At 66.4% G+C, this 20,914-nt stretch carries 17 protein-coding genes and 2 pseudogenes; 10 read left to right on the top strand and 9 right to left on the bottom strand.

The window, feature by feature from the left end; genetic code table 11:
• Positions 1 to 140 precede the first annotated feature (140 nt).
• Positions 141 to 1,187, top strand: coding sequence for a nucleoside triphosphate pyrophosphohydrolase (locus tag C6A82_RS21185; protein ID WP_105347695.1), 1,047 nt, complete (start codon positions 141 to 143; stop codon positions 1,185 to 1,187).
• 51 nt (positions 1,188 to 1,238) lie between these two features.
• Here the strand turns inward: C6A82_RS21185 and C6A82_RS21180 are convergent.
• From C6A82_RS21180 to C6A82_RS21170, 3 genes and pseudogenes are all read right to left on the bottom strand, one after another.
• A pseudogene (locus C6A82_RS21180) lies at positions 1,239 to 2,078 on the bottom strand (hypothetical protein).
• Positions 2,079 to 2,182: 104 nt separating this feature from the next.
• Complete coding sequence (gene efeB, locus C6A82_RS21175; RefSeq protein ID WP_105347697.1) at positions 2,183 to 3,445, bottom strand: iron uptake transporter deferrochelatase/peroxidase subunit; 1,263 nt, start codon at positions 3,443 to 3,445, stop codon at positions 2,183 to 2,185.
• Positions 3,442 to 4,368 carry an EfeM/EfeO family lipoprotein gene (locus C6A82_RS21170; RefSeq protein WP_105347699.1) on the bottom strand — a complete coding sequence of 309 codons (927 nt, stop codon included), beginning with the start codon at positions 4,366 to 4,368 and terminating at the stop codon, positions 3,442 to 3,444. Before C6A82_RS21170 ends, efeB begins: the two co-directional genes overlap by 4 nt.
• Before the next feature lie 172 nt (positions 4,369 to 4,540).
• On the opposite strand from C6A82_RS21170, the gene C6A82_RS21165 reads away from it, so the two are divergent.
• The 5 genes from C6A82_RS21165 to C6A82_RS21145 all read left to right on the top strand — a co-directional run bounded on the left by C6A82_RS21165 (position 4,541) and on the right by C6A82_RS21145 (position 8,804).
• Entirely contained in the window at positions 4,541 to 5,272 is a 732-nt protein-coding gene (locus C6A82_RS21165; protein ID WP_105347701.1) for a lytic transglycosylase domain-containing protein, read from the top strand.
• 67 nt (positions 5,273 to 5,339) lie between these two features.
• Positions 5,340 to 6,659: a phosphopyruvate hydratase gene (eno, locus tag C6A82_RS21160; RefSeq protein WP_105347702.1), complete on the top strand. Its 1,320-nt coding sequence runs from the start codon at positions 5,340 to 5,342 to the stop codon at positions 6,657 to 6,659.
• Between the two features lie 3 nt (positions 6,660 to 6,662).
• Entirely contained in the window at positions 6,663 to 7,358 is a 696-nt protein-coding gene (locus C6A82_RS21155; protein ID WP_105347704.1) for a septum formation initiator family protein, read from the top strand.
• Positions 7,351 to 7,845: a DUF501 domain-containing protein gene (locus C6A82_RS21150; RefSeq protein ID WP_105347706.1), complete on the top strand. Its 495-nt coding sequence runs from the start codon at positions 7,351 to 7,353 to the stop codon at positions 7,843 to 7,845. The genes C6A82_RS21155 and C6A82_RS21150 overlap by 8 nt, the downstream gene beginning before the upstream one ends.
• On the top strand, positions 7,842 to 8,804 hold the full coding sequence (locus tag C6A82_RS21145; protein WP_396836448.1) for an exopolyphosphatase: 963 nt from the start codon (positions 7,842 to 7,844) through the stop codon (positions 8,802 to 8,804). The genes C6A82_RS21150 and C6A82_RS21145 overlap by 4 nt, the downstream gene beginning before the upstream one ends.
• Here the strand turns inward: C6A82_RS21145 and C6A82_RS21140 are convergent.
• The 5 genes and pseudogenes from C6A82_RS21140 to C6A82_RS21120 form a co-directional block, all read right to left on the bottom strand.
• Positions 8,801 to 9,262: a DUF4383 domain-containing protein gene (locus C6A82_RS21140; protein WP_105347709.1), complete on the bottom strand. Its 462-nt coding sequence runs from the start codon at positions 9,260 to 9,262 to the stop codon at positions 8,801 to 8,803. The genes C6A82_RS21145 and C6A82_RS21140 overlap by 4 nt on opposite strands.
• A 98-nt stretch (positions 9,263 to 9,360) precedes the next feature.
• Positions 9,361 to 9,843: a DUF4383 domain-containing protein gene (locus C6A82_RS21135; RefSeq protein WP_105347711.1), complete on the bottom strand. Its 483-nt coding sequence runs from the start codon at positions 9,841 to 9,843 to the stop codon at positions 9,361 to 9,363.
• Between the two features lie 475 nt (positions 9,844 to 10,318).
• Positions 10,319 to 11,335, bottom strand: a complete 1,017-nt coding sequence (locus C6A82_RS21130) for a hemolysin family protein (RefSeq protein ID WP_105347715.1) — start codon at positions 11,333 to 11,335, stop codon at positions 10,319 to 10,321.
• A pseudogene (locus tag C6A82_RS21125) lies at positions 11,328 to 12,672 on the bottom strand (hemolysin family protein). The gene C6A82_RS21130 and the pseudogene C6A82_RS21125 overlap by 8 nt, the downstream one beginning before the upstream one ends.
• Positions 12,673 to 12,781: 109 nt before the next feature.
• On the bottom strand, positions 12,782 to 14,674 hold the full coding sequence (locus tag C6A82_RS21120; protein ID WP_311101916.1) for a propionyl-CoA synthetase: 1,893 nt from the start codon (positions 14,672 to 14,674) through the stop codon (positions 12,782 to 12,784).
• Positions 14,675 to 14,734: 60 nt separating this feature from the next.
• Between C6A82_RS21120 and C6A82_RS21115 the strand changes: the two genes are divergently transcribed.
• The 4 genes from C6A82_RS21115 to C6A82_RS21100 are packed head-to-tail and all read left to right on the top strand — an operon-like array spanning position 14,735 to position 19,615.
• Positions 14,735 to 15,520, top strand: a complete 786-nt coding sequence (locus C6A82_RS21115) for an SDR family oxidoreductase (RefSeq protein WP_105347762.1) — start codon at positions 14,735 to 14,737, stop codon at positions 15,518 to 15,520.
• Positions 15,517 to 17,109, top strand: coding sequence for an NAD(P)/FAD-dependent oxidoreductase (locus C6A82_RS21110; RefSeq protein WP_105347761.1), 1,593 nt, complete (start codon positions 15,517 to 15,519; stop codon positions 17,107 to 17,109). Before C6A82_RS21115 ends, C6A82_RS21110 begins: the two co-directional genes overlap by 4 nt.
• Before the next feature lie 20 nt (positions 17,110 to 17,129).
• Positions 17,130 to 18,743 carry an ATP-dependent DNA helicase RecQ gene (locus C6A82_RS21105; protein WP_105347759.1) on the top strand — a complete coding sequence of 538 codons (1,614 nt, stop codon included), beginning with the start codon at positions 17,130 to 17,132 and terminating at the stop codon, positions 18,741 to 18,743.
• A 14-nt stretch (positions 18,744 to 18,757) separates the two neighbouring features.
• Positions 18,758 to 19,615, top strand: coding sequence for an alpha/beta fold hydrolase (locus C6A82_RS21100; RefSeq protein WP_105347757.1), 858 nt, complete (start codon positions 18,758 to 18,760; stop codon positions 19,613 to 19,615).
• Between the two features lie 122 nt (positions 19,616 to 19,737).
• Here the strand turns inward: C6A82_RS21100 and C6A82_RS21095 are convergent, their stop codons facing one another.
• Entirely contained in the window at positions 19,738 to 20,745 is a 1,008-nt protein-coding gene (locus C6A82_RS21095) for a diphosphate--fructose-6-phosphate 1-phosphotransferase (RefSeq protein ID WP_105347756.1), read from the bottom strand.
• Positions 20,746 to 20,914 lie beyond the last annotated feature (169 nt).

Genomic DNA, 20,914 nt, shown 5'->3' with positions numbered 1-20,914 from the left:
GGCTCAGGGCTCTTCTCATACTGCCGGGGTCGCCAGCGGTGAAATGTGGCACGATGGCCGCTCTGCCTTCGGGCGGGGCGGCCATCCCATGTCGGGTATAACGAAATCAACGGTCGTCGAACGTCTGAAGGGGTGAGGCCATGACCGTCGTATTGGTCGACCCGCGCCGCCCTTCGCTGATCCCTGTCGAGGCGATCGAATTCCTGACAGGCGACGTTCAGTACACCGAAGAGATGCCGGTCAAGGTGCCGTGGTCGCTGCCGTCGGCCCGGCCCGCCTACGAGGGTGACGACGCGCCGGTGCTGTTGTCGTCCGACCCCGACCACCCGGCGGTGAAGACGCGCCTCGCGGCAGGCGACCGGCTGATCTCCGCGCCCGAGCCGCAACCGGGCGAGCGGCTGGTCGATGCCGTCGCGATGATGGACAAGCTGCGCACCGCGGGCCCATGGGAGAGCGAGCAGACGCACGATTCCTTGCGACGCTTCCTGCTGGAGGAGACCTACGAGTTGTTCGACGCGGTCCGCAGCGGCAACGCCGACGAACTGCGCGAGGAACTCGGCGACGTGCTGCTGCAGGTGCTGTTCCAGGCCCGCATCGCCGAGGATGCGACGCACCATTCGTTCACCATCGACGATGTCGCCGAATCGCTCCTGCGTAAGCTCGCCAACCGCGTACCCGCGGTGCTCGCGGGCGAGTCGATATCGCTGGAAGACCAACTGGCGCAGTGGGAAGAGCGCAAGGCCGCAGAGAAGTCCCGTAACTCTTCGATGGACGGTGTACCGACGGGCCAGCCCGCGTTGGCGTTGGCGCAGAAGGTCATTGATCGCATCAGCCAGGCCGGCTTACCCGGCGACCTCATTCCGGCTTCGATGACCGCCGTGACGGTGTCGCGGGACGGCGATGCGGAAAATGTCTTGCGGACAACGGTTCTGGAGTTCATGGATACCGTGCGCACGGTGGAGAAGGCGATCGCCGCGGACCGTCGCGGTGAAGACGTGCCCGAGGAGCTCGACATCGCGTCGCTCGGGGTCATCACCGAGGAGGAGTGGCGGGCATTCTGGCCGGGCGCTGTCGAGCCCGCGCCCGAACCTGTCGATGAAGCACAGGCGGAGCTCGACGAGGTGGGTGAGACCGAAGAACCCGTCGACGAAGAACCCGTCGATGAGGCTGAGCCCGCTACCTCCTGATCGCCGAACGTGCGCCCACTGCGGGAATTGGCGTGAAATCTCGCAATGGCTTCACGCTCGTCGACGCCACGCCGCTGAAAGTCGTCGGATCACTCCGCCTTCACCGTCCTCCGCTGTGACCCGAATGTCCGTCCAATCCAGCTCGGCGACCGTTTCCGCTTTGCGGATGTCGTGATTGAAGCGTCTGCGATTGATCCGGTGGTGCTCGCCCTCGTAGTCCATGGCGATCTTGCGGTCCTCCCAGCCGAGATCGAAAACGGCGACCAGTGCTCCGAACTCGTCGTAAAGCGGAATCTGTGTCTGTGGCCGCGGGAAGCCGTTCCTGATGACGACCAGCCGCAATCATGTTTCCTGCGGCGACTCAGCGCCGGGATCGACGAGATCGAGGACGGTATGGGCCTGCCGAATGCCGCGTCTGCCCCGGTACCTGTCGGCGAGTAGCTCGGCGTCGGCGATCTTCATGTGCGTCTTGCGAGCCAAGGCGTCGATGGCCGCGACCGCACGGCCGAGCGGATATCGGCATGCCAGGTCCAGAGCCGTCCTCGCCGGTGTCGTCACCCACACGCCGTCAACCAATTCGATCTCGTCCTCTGCGAACCGGTCAGACCATGTGCGAATACCTCTCGGCGGCCGCCGATTCGCCCAGAGTAGCTCCGCCGGCTTACAAGCATCGACCCACTTCGCGCCGTGCAATGCGGCGGCCGACTGTCCGGCGACCACACCGCGGCGACCCGACCACAACCACGCGGCTCTTGCGCGAATCGCAGCCGTCACTTCGGCGGCCGGCGGAAGATACACATCCGGGTATAGCGCGATGAACCGACTGCGCAAGGCGTACGGCGTCAGCGCGCCTGACGCAATGGCTTCACTGCCGATGAATGGCTCGCCCATGTGACGGAGTGTGCTTCGCGCCACCGACACGTCCTCGAACGTGCACTCAGTGCGAAGAAATCGCCGAAATCTCGCGGTGGCTTCACGCTCGACGCAGGCCGCGGTCAGTCGACGAGTTGATCGCCGAGGAACCGGTCGGCACCCGTAATACCCGGCAGCACAAAGAAAAACCCGCCGCCCACCGGCATGATGTACTCCTCGAGCGGCTCGCCCTTCAACCGTTCCTGCACCGCCAGAAAACCCTTCTGCAGGCTGCGCTGGTAGGCGATGAACGCCAGGCCCTGGTCGAGTCGGCCTGCGCCGTCGAACCCGCGGGAGTAGTTGAACCCTCTTCGCAGGATGAGGTTCTGCTCGGTCTCGGTGGTGCGGGGGTTGGCCAACCGGATGTGGGCGTCCAGCGGGATCCGCTTGCCGTCGGGATCCTCGGCGTAGTCGGGGTCGGCGAACTCGTCGGTCATGCCCAACGGGGCACCGGTGACCTTCTTCCGGCCGATCAGCGCCTCCTGCTCGCCGAGGCGGGTGCGGTCCCAGAACTCGACGAACATCCGGATGATGCGCACAGCCTGATACGAGCCGCCGACCGCCCATTCGGGCTCGCCGTCGCCGGGCTGCACCCAGACGTGCTTGTCCATCAGCGCGCCGTCGTCGACGTCGAGGTTGGCCGTTCCGTCCTTGAATCCCAACAAGTTTCGCGGCGTTGCGGCTTCCGATGTCTTACCCGCGCCGATGCCGCGGGCATACCCGTCGATCATCCAGCGCAGTGTCAGCTCGCTTCGGGTGCGGCGCATCAACTGCCGCAACGCGAACTGCACGGTGTCGTTGTGGCCCGCCTCGAAGATGATCGAGACGTCGCCGTGTGACAGCTTCGGGTCGAGCCGGTCGTTGGCCAGGAACGGCATGGTTTCCAGTTGCTTGGGCTTGCGATCGGCCAGCCCGAATCGCTTGTCGAACACCGAGGCTCCGACGCCGACCAGGATCGACAGGTTGTCGGCCGGCGGCTTGTCGCCGAGGATGCCTGAGTCGACCGGGGGATAGGCCGGGTCACGGGTTTCTGGCGGCTTGCCCGCCATCAGTCCGCGAATCTCCTCGGTGAGCTCCTGCAGGGTCCGCTTCAGCCCGGCGCGGTCGCTGACGTGCAGGTTGAACGACGCCATCAGGCCCTGTTCGGGGATCGGCAGCGTGGTGATGCCCGCCTGGTGCTTGCCCTCGAACGGGATCAGGGCGGCCTGCGGCACAGTGGGCGCGGCCGGACCGGCCGATGAGCACCCGGCCAGCATCGCGCCCGCTCCCACCGCGGCACCGGTGCCCAACGCCCCGGTGACGAAGCCGCGGCGCGAGATACCGGTGCGTGGTGGCCGCGACGTCACTGCAGTTTCAGGACTCCCGCGACCTGCGACAGGTTCTCCGAAAGCCCGGCCAGCTGCGCCTTGAGCTTGTCGACCACCTGCGGCGTCACGGTCACGGCCGGGCAGCGCGGCGACGGGTACTGATCCTTCTCCGGGCAGAACAGCACCCAGCCGTTGCCCTTGCGCAGCGGCGCGAGCGTCTCGTAAACCTGCGAGATGCCGCCGTCGATCTTGCCGAGCAGGGCGGGATCGGCCTTCTGCAGCGCCGGCGTCAGCTTGTCGATCGCGGACTGCGAGCCCTGCAGGTTGGCGTCGAAGTCCCAGAGGTCGGTCTTGGAGTAGCGGTCTTCCTCGCCGGTGATCTTGCCCTCGGAGACCTCTTCGATCAGCTCGGCGGCGCCGTTGGCCACGTCGAGCGGCTTCACCTCGACCGAGGCGAACTGCGTCTTGAGGTCGGCGATGTCCTTGTCGAGCTGGTCGGCGAACGGTGCGCCGCCCTCGGTTGTGTTCTTGTTGAACAACAGGAACTCGAGGCGGTGCCACCCGGTGAAGGCCGGATCGTCCTCGCCTGCGAAGTCGTCGACGCGCGAGTCGACCTTGCCGTCGATCTCCTCGACGAGACCCGCCAGCGGCTCGATGCGCTCCCACGGCATGCGCGACGGCGCGTAGGCGTCCTGGGCGGCCTGCAGGTTGTTGGCCCGCACCGCGTCGGTGAGCACCTTGACGGCGCCGACGAGCTCGTCGATCTGACCGACGGCGTAGGCCTTGTAGTCGGTCGCGGCCTTCTCGGCCTCGGGGCTCGGAGCGGCGGCCGCGGACGTCGACGTCTCGGCCGAGCTCGAAGCACTGCTCTCTTCGGTGCTGCCGGATTCGCTGCTGGAGCAACCGGCTAGAACCAAGGCCGCGGCCGTAACCGACACGGGCCATGCGAGATGCAGTTTCATCGAGCCTCCTCGTAGTAGACGCGTGAACATTACAACGTTTCGCCATGACCAGGGTAGGCACACCTAAATATCGATTGCCTCGCCTTACTCGGCAGCGTTTCGTGCCGTTCGCCGGAGCACTCTTCGGGGCATGGGACGATGGTTTTGAACTGAAGTGGTTTGAGGGAGTCCGGTGTCGCCAGTGCTTTGGCTGCGGGCTGTCGCCGTGATCGGGGCGACAGCACTGCTGATGGCCTCGAGCTGCTCGTGGCAGCTCGGCACCCCGATTCCCGAAGGCGTTCCGCCCCCTGCGGGCGCTTCCGTTCCCGCGATCGACACCCACGCCAAGGGCAGGCCCGCCAGCCAACTGCGGCAGTGGGCGGCCGAACGAGCTCCCGCGTTGGGCATCCCGGCCGGTGCGCTGGAGGCCTACGCGTACGCGGCGCGGGTCGCCGAGGTCGAGAACCCGGACTGCCATCTGACCTGGCCCACGCTGGCAGGCATCGGGATGGTCGAAAGTCATCACGGCAACTATCGCGGTGCAAACATCGCGCGCAACGGCGACGTCACTCCGTTCATTCGCGGTGTGCGCCTTGACGGCACGTTGGGCAACCTCGAAATCATCGACAGCGACAGGGGCGCCCTCGACGGCGACCCTGACCTCGACCGGGCCATGGGCCCCATGCAGTTCATCCCGGAGACGTGGCGGCTCTACGGGGTCGACGCCAACAATGACGGCAAGGTCAGCCCGGACAACTTCGACGACGCGGCGCTGTCGGCCGCGGGCTATCTGTGCTGGCGTGGTAAGGACCTCTCCACGCCGCGTGGCTGGATGAACGCGCTGGCCGCCTACAACCTGTCCGACCAGTACGCCAGAACGGTGCGAGACTGGGCGACCGCCTATGCCGACGGACACCCCCTTTGATCCGCGCACGCTTTAGGCTCATCGTCTAGCCCCACAGTCCAACCCCGACCGACCAAGGAGAACGCCAGTGCCCATCATCGAGCAGGTCGGAGCTCGCGAAATCCTTGACTCCCGCGGCAACCCCACGGTCGAGGTCGAGTTGGCCCTGACCGACGGCACGTTCGCACGGGCGGCGGTGCCCTCGGGCGCGTCGACGGGTGAGCACGAGGCGGTGGAGTTGCGCGACGGGGGCTCCCGCTACGGCGGCAAGGGTGTGGGCAAGGCCGTCGAGGCCGTTCTCGACGAAATCGCACCCGCCGTCATCGGGTTGAGCGCCGACGACCAGCGGCTGGTGGACCAGGCGCTGCTCGATCTCGACGGCACGCCCGACAAGTCCCGGCTCGGCGCCAACGCGATCCTCGGTGTGTCCCTCGCGGTCGCGAAGGCGGCCGCCGAATCGGCCGGGCTGCCGTTGTTCCGCTATGTCGGCGGCCCGAACGCCCACGTGCTGCCGGTGCCGATGATGAACATCCTCAACGGCGGCGCGCATGCCGATACCGGCGTCGATGTGCAGGAGTTCATGGTCGCGCCGATCGGGGCGCCCAGCTTCAAGGAGTCACTGCGCTGGGGCGCGGAGGTGTACCACTCGCTGAAGTCGGTGCTGAAGAAGCAGGGTCTGGCCACCGGCCTCGGCGACGAAGGCGGTTTCGCGCCCGACGTCGCAGGCACCAAGGCCGCGCTCGACCTCATCCTGTCGGCCATCGAAGCGACGGGGTTCAATGCCGGCACCGATGTGGCGCTCGCGCTGGACGTCGCCGCCACCGAATTCTTCAGTGAGACGGGTTACAGCTTCGAGAAGGAGACCCGCAGCGCGGACCAGATGGTCGAGTTCTACGCCGGTCTGCTGGACTCCTATCCGCTGGTCTCGATCGAAGACCCGCTCTCGGAGGACGACTGGGACGGCTGGGTGAACCTGACGACTGCGATCGGCGACCGCGTCCAGATCGTCGGCGACGACCTCTTCGTCACCAATCCGGAGCGGCTCGAGGAGGGCATCGAGCGGGGCGCTGCCAATGCCCTACTGGTCAAAGTGAACCAAATCGGCACGCTGACAGAGACTCTCGACGCCGTATCGCTTGCGCACAACAGCGGATACCGCACGATGATGAGCCACCGCAGCGGCGAGACCGAGGACACCACGATCGCCGACCTGGCGGTCGCCGTCGGCAGCGGACAGATCAAGACCGGCGCCCCCGCACGCAGCGAGCGCGTCGCCAAGTACAACCAGCTGCTTCGCATCGAGGAGACGCTCGGTGACGCCGCACGCTACGCGGGCGACCTCGCGTTCCCACGGTTCGCTCCGGCCGATGAGCCGCTTGCGCGAAGAGCAAACGGCGGGGCCAAATAGCCCGTGCCCGAAGCGAAACGGCCCGACCCGAAGCGGCGGTCCCCGGCATCCCGACCGGCGAAGTCAGCCAAGTCGGGTAAGCCGGGCGGCTCCGCCCGTGGCCGTCCGCAGTCGGGCTCTCCGGTGCGACGCGAGCCGCGCAAAGCCGAGTCACGGCCCAAGCCGCAGCCTGAGGAGGAGGCGGAGTCCGACTCGATTCGGCAGTCGATCGCCGATGCGGCCGAACAGCAGTCCGAACAGCGGTTGGGCTCGGCCGCGCGCCGGGCCGCCATCCTCGCCGCCGTGGTGTGCGTGCTCACGTTGACGATCGCGGGTCCCGTTCGCACGTATTTCGGGCAGCGTACCGAGATGCGGCAGTTGGCGGCCAGCGAGGAGAAGCTGCGCGCGGAGATCGCCGATCTCGAGCAGCAGAAGGTGAAACTCGGTGATCCCGTTTACATTGCGGCCCAGGCTCGTGAGCGGCTTGGGTTCGTCATGCCTGGCGACATCCCGTATGAGGTGCAGTTGCCGCCAGGAGCGGTGGTGCCGGGCGAGCCGGGCAAGGAAGCCGAGGCCACTCGGGCGGGCCAGCCGTGGTACACGTCGCTGTGGCATACGATCGCCGATGAGCCGCACAACATTCCGACCAACGTTCCGCCGGTTCCGCTCCCTCCCGTGGTGCCCGGTGAGGTGCCCGCACCTCCGCCGCCCGGTGGCTGAGCGTTCGGATCTCGACGCCGTCGCGCGCCAGTTGGGTCGCGAGCCTCGGGGCGTCCTCGAGATCGCCTACCGATGTCCCAACGGCGAGCCCGGCGTCGTGAAGACGGCACCGAGATTGCCTGACGGGACGCCGTTTCCGACGCTGTACTACCTGACCCATCCCGCGTTGACGGCGGCGGCGAGCAGGCTCGAATCGTCGGGTTTGATGCGCGAGATGACTGAAAGGCTCGGCACGGACCCGCAACTGGCCGACGCGTACCGCCGCGCGCACGAGTCGTATCTGGCGGAACGCGATGCGATCGAGTCCTTGGGCACCACATTCTCCGGCGGCGGCATGCCGGACCGGGTGAAGTGCCTGCATGTGCTGATCGCACACTCGCTGGCGAAGGGGCCCGGGGTCAACCCCTTCGGCGACGAGGCGCTGAGCCTGCTGGCCGACGAGCCGGGCATGGTGGGAATACTCGACAAGGAGCTGTGGACTTCGTGAGAATCGGTGCTATCGATTGCGGTACCAACTCGATCAGGCTGTTGATCGCCGATGCCGTCGACCCTGGCTCAATTGCCGGCTCAGCCGGCGGAGGACTTCGCGATGTGCACCGCGAGATGCGCATCGTTCGGCTCGGCCAGGGCGTGGACGCCACCGGCCAGTTCGCTCCTGAGGCGATTGAGCGGACAAAGGGCGCGCTGACCGCTTACGCCGAACTGCTGGCGCGCCACGATGTTTCGGCCGTGCGGATGGTGGCGACGTCGGCGACCCGCGATGCCGCCAACCGAGACGTCTTCTTCGCCATGACGTCCGAGGTGCTCGGCGCCGTCGTGCCCGGCGCCGTCGCGGAAGTCATCAGCGGTGACGAGGAGGCCAGGCTGTCATTCCACGGCGCCGTCTACGACATGGATACCGCCGCCGCACCTTTCGTCGTGGTCGACCTCGGCGGCGGATCCACCGAGGTGGTGCTGGGGGACCGCGAGGTGGAAGCGGGCTATTCGGCCGACGTCGGCTGCGTGCGACTGACCGAACGCTGCCTGCACTCCGATCCACCCACTGCTGCGCAGGTGGCCTCGGCGCGCGACGTTGTACGGGAACGACTCGGGGAGGCGCTTCGCGTGGTGCCCGTCGACGGGGCGCGCACATGGGTTGGCGTCGCGGGCACCATGACGACTCTCGCCGCACTGGCGCAGGGGATGACGACCTACGACCCGGCGGCAATCCACCTGTCCCGCGTCGGGTTCGACGCGCTACTGCCGGTGTGTGAAGAGATCATCGGGATGAGCCACGATCAGCGCGCGGCGCTTGGCCCCATGCACGAGGGCAGGGTGGACGTGATCGGTGGCGGCGCCATCATCGTCGAAGAGTTGGCTGACGCGCTGGGCAAGCGCGCCGGAATCGACGAGTTGGTAGTCAGCGAGCACGACATCCTCGACGGCATCGCGCTGTCGATCGTCTAGGTGCGGACCTTCGCCCGTCGTCTCGATTTCGTCGGATCGTGTTGGCCCGCAAGTGTCAGGCCGAGCAGCACCATGCCGACACCGAGTCCGAAGTGCAGCCAGTTGTCGGCGCCGTTCAGTGGGATCACGTTCGCCGAACTGGCGTGATCGATCAGGCTTCCGTAAACCCACAGCCCGAGGTAGGCCAGGCCGCCGATGAGAAAGTAGGCCCGGGCCAGCGCGTACGTCCGCGCCATCACGAGGCCGACGAGACCGAAGGCCATGTGCAGGAGGTTGTGCAGTATCGACACCGCGAAGACACCGAACAGTTTCGCGCCGGAGTGATGGCCCGCGAACTGCAACAGATCGTGGTGGGTGGTCACGCCGGGGATGAATCCCAGCACGCCGACAATGAGAAAGACGCCCGCGACGATGATGGCCGCGCCTTGCACGGCCATCAGTGGGGGAGTCTTCGCCATTGCCCTGTCTCCCTTCGACCTCGCTATTGACGGGTCGGTAGGTCAAAGAGATACCCGCGCGCCCGAAGTGCTAATCGGGTGCGCGGGCGATCTCGTGCTCAGGCAGCCGGTCGGGTGTCGCGCGGAGCCCGGGTACCGGAGTTGGCGCGGGACAGCAGGACGCCTAGGGCGATCATGCCGATCGCCAGGGCGAGGTGCAGCCAGTTGTCCGCCATGTTGACGGGCACGAAGTTCGCCGCACTCTGGTGGTCGATGACCATTCCGTAGATGAACAGCACCAGGTAGATGACCCCGCCGCCGATCAGGTAGGTCCGCGCGCCCGTAAAGGTGCGAGCCATCGCGATCCCGGCGACGCCGAACAGCAAGTGGACGATGTTGTGCAGGATCGAAACGTTGAAGATGCCGAGCAGCAGAGCCCCCGATTGGTGGCTCGCGAACGACATGGTGTCGTAGCCGGTGGTGATGCCCGGGATGAACCCCAGAATGCCCACGAGCAGGAACACCGCTCCGACAGCCAGCGCCGCCTTCTGCAGAGCCGTGCCGTATCTCGCCCCCGCGACGGCCGGTCGATTGGTTGCCATGAGATTCCCCTTCCCTGAGATTGGCCTCAAGGAACTACCCAGGGAAAACGCATGCAAACCAACTAAAACGCGATACCGCCGTCGCGGTGTTGGTCGGTCTGGAAGGGCGGCTCACGCCGCCATCGTCAGCGCCTGACGTTGCAGTTGGGCGGGTTACCGCAGTGATGCCCGCCGTCGCACGCGTTGCACCGACACGTGCAGCCGCCGGCCTTGATTTCTGACACTCGCATGCTGTTCAACTCCTTAGTCGCTCTGACCGCCCTGTTCGGACGGGAGCAGAGTTCGTATCAACATATGCCGATTTCACAATAGTTCCTGCCAGCGAGGAAACAAAGGAATGTCATCGCGTCGTTACGCGGCCGGTTTTGGGGTCTGACCTCGTATCGAGAATGCGCCCACGGCGAGGCCTTCTCGGACTTTTGCGCCCTGGATGCATTCTCGAATCGGCCGAAACAACGCCGCGGTGCGCCGAGGATCATGCGGCGGCGCCGGTCGACGGCATCAGCCGCTGCAACACGTCGGTGAGCGTGATGAGGCCGACGAACTGGTCCGCGTCGACGATGACCGCGAGGTGATTTCGCGTCTGCCGCATCAGATGCAGCGCGCGGTAGACCGGTATCTCGGACCCGAGTCGCAACACCGGGCGCATCAGTTCGCGCGCGGTCATCGACGAGTCCGCCCGCAGGCTGTCGCGCACGTGCACCACGCCCGTCGGGACGAGTTCGCCGCCGTGCACGAGGATCCGCTGATGACCCGTCAACCGGGACATCGCCTGAATCGCGGCCGGGCCGGCGTCGGCGGCCACTGTGCTCAATGACGAAGTGTGCGAGACGATATCGCCGACGGTGAGCCTCTCCAGCTCGAGTGCGGTCGCGAGGTTTCGGTAGTACCGCGGATCCAACGCCCCTGCGGCGGCCGAGTGCTCGACGAGATGACGCAGCGTGTCGGGGTCCTGACCCTCGCCGAGTTCGTCGATGGGGTCGACGCCGGCCTTGCGTACGCACCAGTTGGCCGCACGGTTGAGCGCGATCAGCACCGGCCGGGTGAGCGCCATGAACATCCGCATCGGTATCGCCAGGATGGTGGCCGCGCGTTCGGGATGCGCGATGGCCCATGACTTCGGCGCCATCTCACCGATCACGAGGTGCAGGAAGGTGACGATCGCGAGCGCCAACACGAAGCCCCCCGCGTCGGCAAGCCACAGCGGCGCACCCATTGCCCGCAGCAGCGGGGTGAGCCCGTGATGTACAGCGGGTTTCGTCGTCGCGCCGAGCGCGAGCGTGCATGCGGTGATACCCAGCTGCGAGCCGGCGAGCAGCAGCGACAGCTCCGAGGTGCTGCGCAGGGCGGAGCGCGCCGACCGACTCTTGGCGGCGGCATCCTCGAGCCGATGACGACGCGCGGTCAGCAACGCGAACTCGATGGCGACAAACAGTGCGCTGAGCGCGATCAGGCCGGAGGTGACCGCGAGCACCACCCATGGGTCAGTCATCGCCGTCCTCCTTGTCGCGGACGGCGACGAACACCTCGGCGGGTACGCGGCGTTCGACGGATCGCACCGTGGCGGACAAGACCTTTCGCCTCGCTGACCACCCCGCGGGGTCATCGGGCAGCGGGATCTCGACGCTGTCACCGACGGCGGGTAGCCGGCCCAACCGATGCATCAACAGGCCCGCGATGGTCTCGTAGTCGCCGTCGGGAAGTCGTTCGTCGAGCACTCGCTGTGCCTCGTCGAGATGGATTTCCCCGGGCAGCAGCCACCCGTCGTTGCGCCGGGTGACCCGGCCTTCGGCCGCGTCGTGTTCGTCGGCGATCTCGCCGACCAACTCCTCGGCGATGTCCTCGACCGTGACAATGCCTGCGAGCCCGCCGTATTCGTCGATCACGATCGCCATCTCATCGCCGGCCTCGGTGAGGCGGTTGAGCGTCGCGGGTAGCGGTAGCGACGTCGGAACCAGGACCGCCGCCCTGCACCGCGACCCGGCGGTGTCGGCCGGTTCGGCGTCGAGGACGGCGTGCAGGTCGATGACACCGAGCACCTCGTCGGTGGTTTCGCCGACGACGGGGTAGCGGGTGTGGCCGTTGGCCATGCGGGTGAGCACCGCGTCGATCGACTCGTTGAAGCGGACGGTGTCGACCCGGGTCCGGGGGGATCATCGCGTGCTCGGCGGTGCTCGTCGGGAAGTCCAGCACGCGGCCAAGCAAGGTGGAGAGGTCGCGCCGCATCTCACCCGATGCCGACGAAGCCGCGACGATGTGTTCGAGATCGCGTGCGGTTGCCGCTTGTTCGACGTCGTGCACCGGTTCGATCTTCACCGCGCGCAGCAACACGTTCGACGACTGGTCCATGAACCAGATCAGCCAACCGAACAGCCGCAGATACCACCGGGTTGAGATCGCGAGCCGCCGCGCCATCGACTCCGGAATGGCGATCGCGAGGTTCTTCGGGAACAGCTCGCCGAACAGCATCTGGGTGACCGTGCAGAAGATCAGCGATACCGCCGTGCCGATGGCCAGCCCGACCGCGGTGGGGACATTGGCCAACCCGAGCAGCTCGGCAAGGCCCGACCCGATCAGCGGCTCCGCGACATAGCCCGCGAGCAGACCGGTGACGGTGATACCCAGCTGCGCGCCGGACAGCATGAACGAGGTGCGGCGGGTGACGTCGAGCGCGCGGGCGGCCGCCGCATCACCGGCTTGCGCATGCGCCTTGAGACGGGCACGGTTGACCGCCGTGTAGGCGAACTCCTGTGCGACGAAATAGGCGGTGAACGCCGTGATCACCACGACCACCAGCACGCCGAGGCCGATATTGGCCAGCGCGGTCAATTGCTCCCTTACGTCGTCGAACAGGCAATTGCCACGATAGCCGAGCCGCAGGCGTTGACTCTGCGAGCAGGCGCGCGGTATCGCGCGGCGATGCACCCTTGGCGCAGAGTCAACGCAACAGGATCGGCTTCAGCTTGTCGAGCACCGACGGGTCCTCGATCGTCGACGGCACCGGCTCTTCCCGGCCGTGCGCGATGCCCCGCATCGTCTTGCGCAGGATCTTGCCCGAGCGTGTTTTCGGCAACGCGGGTACGACATCGACCTGCTTCAAACACGCGACTGCACCGATCTCGTCGCGCACGGCCTGCACGAGTTCCTCGGCGAGGCCGTCGCCGGACGCGCCGGCCTTGAGAACCACGAAGCCGCGCGGCACCTGGCCCTTGATTTCGTCGGCGACGCCGATGACGGCGCACTCGGCGACCGCCGGGTGGGCGGCGAGCACCGCCTCGATCGATCCGGTGGACAACCGATGCCCGGCGACGTTGATGACGTCGTCGATGCGGCCCATCACGAAGAGGTAGCCGTCCTCGTCGACATACCCGCCGTCGCCGGTCAGGTAGTAACCCGGATGCTCGCACAGGTAGGAGGCCTCGTAGCGGTCGTCGTCGCCCCACAGCGTCGGCAGGGTTCCCGGCGGTAGCGGCAGCTGGATGCAGATCGCACCTTCTTCGCCCGGCGCGCATTCCGACCCGTCGACGTGCAGGACCCGGACGTCGTAGCCGGGCATCGGCACAGATGGTGAGCCCGCCTTGATCGGCAACGGGTCATACCCCATCGGGTTCGCCACAATGGCCCAGCCGGTCTCGGTCTGCCACCAGTGGTCGACCACCGGAATGCCCAGCTTCTCCGATGCCCAGGCGTAGGTGTCGGGGTCCAGCCGTTCGCCGGCTTGGAACAGATAGCGCAGACACGACAGGTCGTAGCGAGTGATGTGCTCGCCGTCGGGGTCCTCCTTGCGGATCGCCCGCAGTGCTGTCGGCGCGGTGAAAAGCGCTTTCACTCCGTGTTCGGACACCACCCGCCAGAAGGCGCCCGGGTCTGGCGTGCCGACTGGCTTGCCCTCGTAGAGCACGGTGGTCGCGCCGAGCAGCAGCGGCCCGTAGACGATGTAGGAGTGGCCGACCACCCAGCCGACGTCGGAGGCGGCCCAGAAGACCTCGCCCGGCGCGATGTCATAGATGTGGCGCATGCTCCACACGAGGGCGACCGCGTGTCCGCCGTTGTCGCGCACTATGCCCTTGGGTTTGCCGGTGGTGCCTGAGGTGTAGAGCACGTACAGCGGATCGGTCGCCGCGACCGGCACGGCATCGACCGGCGGCGCGGTGCTCATCAGGACGTGCCAGTCCATATCGCGGCCGTCCACCAGTTCGCACGGGCGCTGCTCCCGCTGCACCACGACACAGACGGGAGGGGCGTGTTCAGCCATGTCGAGGGCGGCGTCGATCATCGGCTTGTATTCGACGATGCGCGTGGGTTCGACACCGCACGACGCCGTGACGATGGCGGCGGGACGGGCGTCGTCGATGCGGGTGGCCAGTTCGTGCGCCGCGAAGCCCCCGAACACCACCGAGTGCACGGCGCCCAGTCGCGCGCACGCCAGCATCGCGATGACCGCCTCGGGGACCATCGGCATGTAGATGACGACCCGGTCGCCCCGACCGACACCGAGGGCCCTCAGCCCGCCGGCAAACCGTGCCGTCTCGTCAAGCAGTTCGCGATAGGTGTATGTGCGCTTCGCACCGGTGACCGGTGAGTCATAGATCAGCGCAGGCTGATCGCCGCGCCCGGCTTCGACGTGACGGTCCAGCGCGTTGGCGCACGTGTTGAGTTCGCCGTCGGGATACCAGCGGTAGAACGGCGGGTTCGAGTCATCGAGCACCTGCATCGGCTCCCGCGTCCAGGTCACCGCGCGTGCGGCGTCGGCCCAGAACGTCGTCGGGTCGGAGATGCTGGCGTTGAAGAGGTCGCGATACCCAGCCATATATCGAACGGTAGCCGCGATGGCTGCGTCGCATGGCCGACATCATCGTTTGGGTCCTGCAGCCTCGGGTAGCCACCGGGCATGTCGGAAACTGCGGAACTCGCACTCGTGACGGGTGCGTCCAGTGGCATCGGATTCGAACTGGCCAGATTGTTCGCCGACGGCGGCTACGAGGTGGTCGTCGCTGCGGACGACGACGGCATTCACGCCGGCGCCGAGAAACTCGCCTCGACCGGAGCGCAGGTGCGAGCGGTACAGGTCGACCTCCGTGACCCCGACGGTGTCGAACGGCTCTACCGCGCCGCCACCGAGGGGGGCCGCCATTTGTCGGCGGCGGCGCTCAATGCGGGCACCGGCCGAGGCGGTCCGTTCTTGGACGGCGATCTCCAAGGCGACTTCAACATCATCGACCTCAATGTCCGGTCCACCGTGCATCTGTCCAAACTCGTACTGCGGGACATGGCCGCGCGGGGAGCGGGCAAGGTTCTCTACACCTCGTCGGTCGAAGCCCAGATGCCCGGCTCACTCCAGTCGATGTACGCGGCGTCCAAGTCGTTCATACAGTCGTTCGCCGAAGCGCTGCACGACGAGATGCGCAATACGGGTGTGACGGTCACCTCGCTGATGCCCGGCCCGACGGACACCAATTTCTTCGCGCGAGCGGGCATGGCCTCCACCGTTGTCGGCCGCATGCCCAAGGACGACCCGGGCAAGGTCGCCAGGCAGGGGTACGACGCGATGATGCGCGGAGACCGGAAAGTGGTCGCATCGTCACTGCTGTCCAAATCGATGGGCTTGGCCAACCGTTTTCTGCCGGACTCGGTCAAAGCCGTTGCCACCCGACTGATCTCGCAGCCAGTCCGATGATCCGGGAAACGGCGGACGCCGTGGTGATCGGTGCGGGGCACAACGGATTGGTAGCCGCCGCGATGCTCGCCGACGCAGGCTGGGATGTGATGGTGCTCGAGGCGCAGGCCGAGCCCGGGGGAGCGGTGAAGAGCGCCGAGCTGTTTCCCGGCTTCGTCAGTGACCTCTACAGCGCGTTCTATCCGCTGTCGGTGGTGTCGCCTGCACTGAAGGCCCTGAACCTCGAGGACCACGGTCTGCAGTGGACGCATGCGCCTGCGGTCGTAGGCCATGCCCGATCCGCCGACGACGATGACGCGCCGGTGATCTACCGCGACGTCGACCGAACAATCGAGGACCTGAATCGGCGCGCCGGCGGAGACGGCGATCGGTGGGCCGAGCTGTTCGAGCAGTGGCTGCGCGTCAAGGAGGCGCTGCTGTCGACGCTGTTCTCGCCCTTTCCTCCGGTACGCGGCCCGGTGCGGCTTCTTCGCGAACTCGGTACCGCGGAAGCGTTGCGGCTCGCTCACATGCTGCTGATGCCCGCCGGGGTGATGGCGGAGACGTTGTTTGACAGCGATGCTGCGCGGCTGCTGTTGTTGGGCAACGCGATGCATGCCGACGTGCCCATCGACGCGCCGGGCAGCGCAGTCATGGGCTACATGCTGATCATGATGGCGCAGGACGGCGGCTTCCCGGTCCCTGTCGGCGGGGCGGGCAAGCTGGCCGAGGCGCTGGTCAATCGCGCGCGATCGGCGGGTGCGCACATCGAGTGCGAGCGCGAAGTCGACGCGATCGAGGTACAGGGCGGACGCGCCGTCGCGGTGCACACCGCCGACGGCTCTACGGTGCGTGTCCGCCGGGCCGTGGTGGCCGACACGTCGGCACCGAGGCTCTTCGGACACCTGCTGCCGTCACACGCCGTGCCGAACGGCCTATTGAGATCGCTAAACAGCTTCGTCTGGGACACACCGGTTCTCAAGATCAACTATGCCCTGGATGCGGCGATCCCGTGGCAGTCCAAGAGCCTCAACGAAGCCGGCACGGTGCATCTCGGCGCCGACCAGGACGGCCTCGTCCGATGGATGGCCGACCTGAACACCAAGACCATTCCCCGGTGGCCGTTCATGCTCTTCGGCCAGATGACCACGGCGGACCCGAGCCGCTCACCCGCAGGCACCGAAAGTGCCTGGGCCTACACGCATCTACCGCGCGGCGTGGCCGATGACGAGTCCGCCGATCGACTGTCGGAGGCTGTCGATCTGGTCCTCGAAGAGCACGCGCCAGGTTTCATCGACCACGTCGTCGGCAAGGCGATCCAGCGCCCGTCGGACCTCGAAGCCAGCGACGCGAACCTGTACGCCGGTGCAGTGAACGGCGGCACCTCGCAGCTGTACCAGCAGCTGATCTTCCGTCCGGCGCCCGGGTTCGGTAGGGCCGAAACTCCTGTGCAGAATGTGTACCTCGGAAGTGCGGGCGCCGCGCCCGGCGGTGGAGTGCACGGGATCTGTGGCCGGAACGCGGCGAAGGCGGCGCTCGCGGGCGCCGGGATGCGCGGATGGCCCCGGCGACGTCTCAGCAGCGCCCTGCAGTCCCTGGTGACACGGTAGCCGCCGAGTATCGGACGCAGATGAGTCATCGCACCGACCTCGACGACGTCGCCGCGCGCATATTCCACTGGAAGTCATTGCGTTCCGAACAGCTCGACGCGATGGAAGCGATCCTGGCCGGGCGCGATGTGCTCGCGGTCATGCCGACCGGGTCGGGAAAGTCGGCGATCTATCAGGTTCCGGCCGTACTGCTCGGTCGCCCCGTGATCGTTGTTTCTCCGTTGATCGCGTTGCAGCACGACCAGATTGCGCAACTGGAGCGTGTCGACGCGCCGACCGCGGTGGCCATCAACTCACGGCAGAAAACCTCCGCGACCGAACGCGCATGGTCTGCCATCGCCGACGGGTCCGCACGATATGTGTTCCTCGGGCCCGAACAACTCACCAAGGACGAGACGCTGCACCGGTTGGCAGACGCCCGTCCGGCACTGCTCGTAATCGACGAGGCGCATTGCGTGTCGGCATGGGGTCATGAGTTCCGGCCGACATACCTACGGGTGCGCGATGCGATCGACGCACTCGGCAGGCCACCTGTCGCCGCGCTGACCGCGACGGCGTCGGCGGTGGTGCGACGGGAGATCGTCGAAGTTCTCGGGTTGCGCGACCCGCTGGTGATCTCGGCAGGATTCGACCGACCCAACATCGAACTCGAGGCGCGCCATCACACAGTCGACAGTGAGAAGCGCGACGACGTGCTCGAGGCCGTCGGTGCGTTGGAAGGCCCCGGTCTGCTCTACTGCGCCACCCGCAAGGACGCGCAGTGGTACGCAGAGCGGCTCGCTGAACGGGAAGTCGCGGCCGCGACGTATCACGCGGGTCTGAACAGATCCGCCCGCGAAGACGTGCACCGTCGGTTTCAGGACGACGAATTCGACGTCGTCGCAGCGACATCCGCGTTCGGAATGGGTATCGACAAGCCCAATGTCCGCTTCGTATTGCACCCATCGATACCGGAGTCGGTCGACACCTACTACCAGCAGATCGGCAGGGCGGGTCGCGACGGCGAGCGCGCGAAGGCGGTCCTGTTCTACCGCTCCGAAGATCTCTCCCTCGGTGAGCTGTTCGCCAGCAGGCACGCCGACGAGGATGCGCTGCGGACGGTGTATGGCGCCCTCGGCGGAAAACCCAAGCGGCTCAGAGAACTCCGCTCAGACGTCGGAATGCAGGGCAGAAAACTGACCGCGACCGTGAACCTTCTCGAGCGGGCGGGCGCTGTCGTTTCGGAGAAGCGCGGCTTCGTATCGACGGGACTGAGCGACGACGCAGCGGTCGAGCGAGCAGTGGAGATGGCCGCCGTAGGCGAGCGCGTCGACCGAACGCGGGTCGAGATGATGCGGTCGTACGCCGAGACGCTGCACTGTCGTCGCCAGTTCCTGCTCGGCTACTTCGGCGAGTTCTCCGCCGGAGCCTGCGGAAACTGCGACCGCTGCTTCGAGAAGGGCGCCGCCGCAGCCGAGCAGGAGTCGGCGATCGAACTGGGGACCCCTGTCGAGCATCGCGAATGGGGTTCCGGGGTGGTCCTGCACGGGGAATCCGATCGGGTGACGGTGATGTTCGACCATTACGGCTACCGCACCTTGCTGATCGACGTGGTCGAGGAGAACGGTCTGCTGGAGATCAAGGATTCCGCCTGACCTATAGTCCGACCATGGTTGATCAACCGCCCCCGATCGACGGCGTGCGCAGGTCCTTCGTCGAAGCCAACGGCGTGCGATTTCACGTGACCGAGGCCGGTCCACCCGATGGCCGTCCCGTTCTCGCGCTGCACGGCTGGCCACAGCACCACTGGGAATACCGCGACCTGCTGGCCGATCCGCCACCCGGGCTGCGGATCATCGCACCTGATCTGCCCGGCTACGGTTGGTCGGGGCCCGCGCCACACACATGGGCCAAGGAGGACGTCGCCACCGACGTGCTGGCTCTGATGGACGCGCTCGACCTCGGCCGTGTCCTGCTAGTGGCACACGATTGGGGCGCCGCCGCAGGATGGTTGATGGTCTTGCGCGAGCCGCAGCGTTTCGACGGATACCTTCCGATGAACTATCCCCATCCCTGGCAGTCCCCGCGCACCGCGCTGCCGCATCTGTGGCGGCTCTACTACCAGGTGCCGATCGCCGCTTTCGGCTATCGGCTGCAGCGCCATACGAACTTCGTCAACTTCGCGTTCAAGGTCGGCTCGGACATCAACCCCGCGGACGCTCGCGTGTTCGCCGACGCGTTCCGCGATCCGGTGTCTGCCCGCGCGGGCCGCGACACCTACCGGACCTTCCTGCTGCGCGAACTGCCCAGCGCTGCACGCAAACTCGAAACCAGGCGCGCGACTATTCCGATCCGGGTGTTGTACGGCGACCGCGACGCCGTTGTTCGTCCGGCCATGGTGTCGCCCGAGACCGCCAGCGCCGACGACTACACGTTGGAGACTGTCGACGCGACGCATTTCGTCGTCGACGAGCGGCCGGATCTGGTGCGCAAGAAGCTGATTGCCCTCGCCGAGGAGACGGCCTAGCTCTACCGCGAGCAGACGCAAAAGTACCTATTTCCGCGACGCGCCGGGTACTTTTGCGTCTGCTCGCGCGGAGAAGTCAGGCCGCTGGCGTTAACGGTTTCTTGACGGCGAAGCGTCGGTCCTTAACGGCTTTCTTCCAGCTCTGTCAGCACTTGGCTCAGAGATTGCACCTGGTACTTCTCGAGTTCCCATAGGTCTATCGACTGGAAGAGCCAGAACGCCGCGAACTCGCCAATGACGATGAACTCCACGACCAGCAGGCCGAGGCCATTGCCCGTGACCTGGAAAAGGCCCACGACGAGAAGGGTCACGACCATCAGCGCGGCGATGATCAGATAGGCGATCACGAATGCGAGACGAGTTCGCGGCCCACGGTCCTTCCGGATCGCGGCGTAGCACGCGTAGTGCACGGCGACCACGGTGATGCCCCCGAACATGCCGTAAGCCGCGAAGGTGTGAGAGTTTTCGACGAATGACGGCAGGTCGACAAAGAACACCACTGCACCCGCGGTGAGCGCTGCCAGGAGAAGGCGGGGGAGCACCCGTTCCAGCCAGCGGAGCGCTGGGGCCGCGGCGGATAACACGCTTCCCAGGAATCGAACGACGGCGGCGAGCACTGGTGGCAACGGCTTCGCGTCACCAGGGGGCGAATTGGTTGTCTCGCAGGATAGCTCGGCTTGCGGAGGCGTCGCCAACCTGCTTCGGACGGCTTGAATGAGCAGGTAGACGGCGGCGCCGGCGACGCAAGCGATGAGAAGCGCCTTCACGTTGTTCTCCACGAATGCCTTCGCGTCGAAGTCCTCGGGCAGCCCAGGCCCGCGCAGCTCCTCGCGCTCTGTCGGTACCAGCCCCACCACAATGGCCAGGACGCCCGAAAAGTTGAGTAGTGCATCCTCGGTGGTCGTGCTGCCCTGATACACGATCAAGCAGATGCCCACTGCACAGAGGGAGGCGATGAAGACGCTGTGCGAGCTGGTGTAGAAATAAGCGCTGATCGAGTTCTGCCATCCGCTGGCATGCCACCACGTGTTGATGACCGAGGCCGCCAGGAAGATGACCAGAGCCACCAAGGCCAAGCGGACGTAGCGATATGTGGTGACCGCGTCTTCCGGCGTGACTAAATCCCCCATGCATCAAGTAGAAGACACAGCGGCCGCGAAAGGTGGTAACCACTCCGCCATCGGCAGCGCAGTGTTGCTGCACCGAACGTGCGCTCAGTGCAAGATTTCAGGCGAATTCTCGCAGTGGCCGCACGTTCGGCGGGCGCAGAAGCCGGCGCTGATGTCAGCCGCGGCGGGT

The sequence above is a fragment of the Mycobacterium sp. ITM-2016-00318 genome (assembly GCF_002968285.2).
In the GTDB taxonomy this organism is placed as follows: Bacteria; Actinomycetota; Actinomycetes; order Mycobacteriales; family Mycobacteriaceae; genus Mycobacterium.
The sequence above is the reverse complement of the archived record's forward strand: the minus strand, read 5'-3'. Positions and strand labels throughout refer to the sequence as shown.

What these genes read in the sequence shown, in the direction of transcription:
- C6A82_RS21185 (WP_105347695.1), top strand. Translation starts at nt 141, where the DNA reads ATGACCGTCGTATTGGTCGACCCGCGCCGCCCTTCGCTGATCCCTGTC.
- C6A82_RS21170 (WP_105347699.1), bottom strand. Translation starts at nt 4,368, where the DNA reads ATGAAACTGCATCTCGCATGGCCCGTGTCGGTTACGGCCGCGGCCTTG.
- C6A82_RS21140 (WP_105347709.1), bottom strand. Translation starts at nt 9,262, where the DNA reads ATGGCGAAGACTCCCCCACTGATGGCCGTGCAAGGCGCGGCCATCATC.
- C6A82_RS21135 (WP_105347711.1), bottom strand. Translation starts at nt 9,843, where the DNA reads ATGGCAACCAATCGACCGGCCGTCGCGGGGGCGAGATACGGCACGGCT.
- C6A82_RS21130 (WP_105347715.1), bottom strand. Translation starts at nt 11,335, where the DNA reads ATGACTGACCCATGGGTGGTGCTCGCGGTCACCTCCGGCCTGATCGCG.
- C6A82_RS21115 (WP_105347762.1), top strand. Translation starts at nt 14,735, where the DNA reads ATGTCGGAAACTGCGGAACTCGCACTCGTGACGGGTGCGTCCAGTGGC.
- C6A82_RS21110 (WP_105347761.1), top strand. Translation starts at nt 15,517, where the DNA reads ATGATCCGGGAAACGGCGGACGCCGTGGTGATCGGTGCGGGGCACAAC.
- C6A82_RS21105 (WP_105347759.1), top strand. Translation starts at nt 17,130, where the DNA reads ATGAGTCATCGCACCGACCTCGACGACGTCGCCGCGCGCATATTCCAC.
- C6A82_RS21100 (WP_105347757.1), top strand. Translation starts at nt 18,758, where the DNA reads ATGGTTGATCAACCGCCCCCGATCGACGGCGTGCGCAGGTCCTTCGTC.
- C6A82_RS21095 (WP_105347756.1), bottom strand. Translation starts at nt 20,745, where the DNA reads ATGGGGGATTTAGTCACGCCGGAAGACGCGGTCACCACATATCGCTAC.